The sequence below is a fragment of the Microcoleus sp. Pol17C6 genome (assembly GCF_036701145.1).
Taxonomy (GTDB): domain Bacteria; phylum Cyanobacteriota; class Cyanobacteriia; order Cyanobacteriales; family Microcoleaceae; genus Microcoleus.
In genome coordinates this window covers 1-3,195 of sequence record NZ_JAUBQH010000125.1, presented here as the reverse complement: position 1 = coordinate 3,195, position 3,195 = coordinate 1, and the positions used below count along the sequence as shown (strand labels likewise).

The window sequence follows — 3,195 nt, the reverse complement described above, 5'->3', positions numbered from 1 at the left end:
GAACAATGCTGTCGGCGATCGCCACATTGGTTGCCGCACTCGGCCCACTGTTAGCCGCCGTAATGGTGTAGGTGACATTTGAGCCTGCCACCGCAGTAGCCGGCCCGGTTTTGCGCGTAACTACATCGGCGCTATCGGTGATCGTGGTGGTGACTCTTGCCGACGGGCTGCTGCCGTTGTTGTTGTCGGGATTGGGGTCTGGACTCGTTGAGGTGCTGCTAGCAGTGTTGGCGATGGCGCTGATGGTGGCAGGAACTGCGAAACTGACGGTTCTGTTGGCGCTGGCTGCGCTGGCTAGGGATGTGATCGCCGTCCAAGTCACAATACCTGTAGTTGCGTTGTAACTTCCGCTGTCCGACACGCTGACTCCTGTTAAACCAGGAACAATGCTGTCGGCGATCGCCACATTGGTTGCCGCACTCGGCCCACTGTTAGCCGCCGTAATGGTGTAGGTGACACTCGAGCCTGCCACCGCAGTAGCCGGCCCGGTTTTGCGCGTAACTACATCGGCAATATTGTTCGTGATAGTGGTGGTGACTCGCGCCTCCGAGCTGCTGCCGCTGTTGTTGGCGGGTACGGGATCTATCGTGTTGCTGCTGCTGAATACACTGTTTGTAATAGCACCGAGTGTAGTTGGGGCGGTAACAGTTACGGTGCGGGTCTGGCTGGCCCCAACAGCTAAATTCGGAATACGCCAGGAGACCAGTCTCGTTGTCGGGTTGAAAGTGCCGCCGCTGTCGGCACTGCCAAATACTGCCCCTCGGGGCAGTTGGTCTTCAACCAGCACGTTTTCAGCCGGGTTCGGGCCATTATTTACTGTCGTAATTGTGTAAGTAATCGGGCTGCCCGGTGCCGCAGCGGGCGGGCCTTTTTTCGTTGTCGCAACATCTGCTGTAGTAAGCGGCACGTCTATAGTTTGGATAGACAAAGTGCGAACGTCGTGAATATTTGTTGCGTCTCCCGTTGAACCTGCAAAACCAAATTTGAATGTTGCGGGGATTCGCCCGTTTATTGCCTCTAAATCGCTAATGTCGATAATAGTCTCGCCCGGATCTGTAAACGAACCATTATTGTTGAGATCAAAGCTAACAGTAAGCTGACGACGGCTGGGCGTTTCAGAAGTGGGAGGTTCTAAAATAACTTGAACTCTTCTTTTGGCTGGTTCGCGAGTGCTAGTAATAGTGTTGGTCGGCGGACTTACGGGATTGGGAATATTATCTATTCCCCCCGGCACAAAGTTAGAAGTTAAAAACCGATATTGCGTAGCTTGGCTACCTCGAAGCGTTACCGAATCTGGTCTACGCCCCCCCCCAATTCCGCCTATACGCCCTTCATTTTCAGTTGAAAAATTTCCGAATTCATCCAATCCAATTCCTAAATAACCTCCGAGTAAACCAGACTGATTTTCGTTGATATTTTGGGCGTAGCCGAGAGAACCTCCATAGCCTCCAGCTTTTGTTGGCGTCACACTACCCTCAATTAAAAAGAAACTTATGCCGTCCCCTGTCCGCCCTGCTAAATTATCACGTGCAGTGCCGTTGTAGGCAAATATATCGAAGACAATTTTAAGGCCACTGCTGGCTGGTACCGGACTGTTATAGATGGCAAAAGTAGATTGGTCAAAACTTCTTGAAGTTAACCTCAAAGCTCCGCTGCCGGGCGGGTCTATGTTCAAACCCGGAAAAGTCTCCGTTCCAGTTCCTGCTGTTAAAGCTGGAGCGTCTGACGTGCCCGTGACCCCAGATATCCAAGGCCCTATTAGACTTGCATCTTGAAAAGTTTCGTCAACTAAAGTAATGAGGACAGCGCTGTAAGTTTCCTGTGTTTTTGTTTCAAATGCTATTGCGGTTTTTACTTGTCCTGCTGTAACATTTAATTGCCAGTTTCCTCCTAATTTTGCACTACCAATTAAATTGTTAGAAGCGGCTATATTTGCGCCTGTTAGTTCTCTCAGCTTCCGCACGAAAGCAATCCCTGATTTTCCAGCAGCAACCCTACACGCTAATAATAAAATATCGGCTTTTTCGCTTAAGGCATTTCGCCACTGCTGCAAATGCCGATCGTACTTTGGTAAGTTTTCATCCTTCAGTACCGTTGACCCGAGTTGCACCGAAGCTTCATTGCCGTGAGCAACTATCTGAAGGCTGGCAATTAAGCTGCGTTTAGCTAGAATCTCGGTAATTTGTTCTACTCCGTCTACGGTGCGATCGAGGACAATAATCTCTGTTCCCGGTTTGGCTCCGCTGGCAAGATGCCGATAATTCTCTACCCTGGGATCGATGCAAACTAAATGTTTTTTATGCTCACTCTTGACGCGAAGACTCGCTTTTGTTAAACAGTAAATATCGCTCAACCGATCGCCCGCTAACGGCTCCCGAATCCCACGATCTTCTATGCAGTCTTTATCGTGCCCATCGCAACTTAATTTTTGCATTGGGGAAGAGTAGTTGAACCCTGATTTTTTCATGAGTTAGATAGCTCCTTGACGTGTTAATTGTCAACCTTAAGTGGTAGATATTATTGTTAATTGCTAATAAGAAATTTCTACTTGCTAATTTCTCGGCTTCGCATACTTAACAAGTTCCATTTACTGCGATATTTTTTTTATCGACATCTTCCCAAAGTAGCAGTTAGCGGCATTTACCTGGGAAATCAGGCGTTTTTTTAGCCAAGTCTGACTCAGCGCAGAATTATTTTAGTATAAAAAAAACACGCGCGATCTAAGAAAATTACGCCGTGAGGTGCGAAGTTTGTTTGCACCAGCTAGTTGACAATTGTTCGTGTTTGTAGTAATATGGGGGTTTACCCCTCAGACGTTTATTAGAACTTGAGTCCAGATAACAAACCAATTTTCTGGTAGTCAATCAGTCCAATATCAAATAGTATCTCTTTGTGTAAAAGAAACGTTATAACTTTGGTCGTCATAAATTCTGCCTTTTGACTTTAATCAGGAATGAATTACTCACTAAAACCAAATTCATAGTAGCAGATATGTCGAACATCAAATAAGTCACTAGCTGGATGTTCGTTGAGTTAAAAATATTCTACAAGCCCGGTTAATTTAAAAAAGCGAGCGTGTAGAATATCGGCAAAAGCCCCCCGATAAAATGCGCTTTTATTCTTAGCGAGCCAAAATCAGAAAATCGAGAGAAGTAATAGTATTATCAGCCCCAAAAACCTGAGCTAAAACCTCGC

1 protein-coding gene is annotated in these 3,195 nt (G+C 46.9%); it reads right to left on the bottom strand.

Features of this window, described 5'->3' with window-relative positions:
• Nucleotides 1–2,434 (bottom strand): DUF4347 domain-containing protein (locus QUA25_RS28605; protein ID WP_333043070.1); only part of this gene is annotated, 2,434 nt, incomplete at its 3' end.
• Nucleotides 2,435–3,195 lie beyond the last annotated feature (761 nt).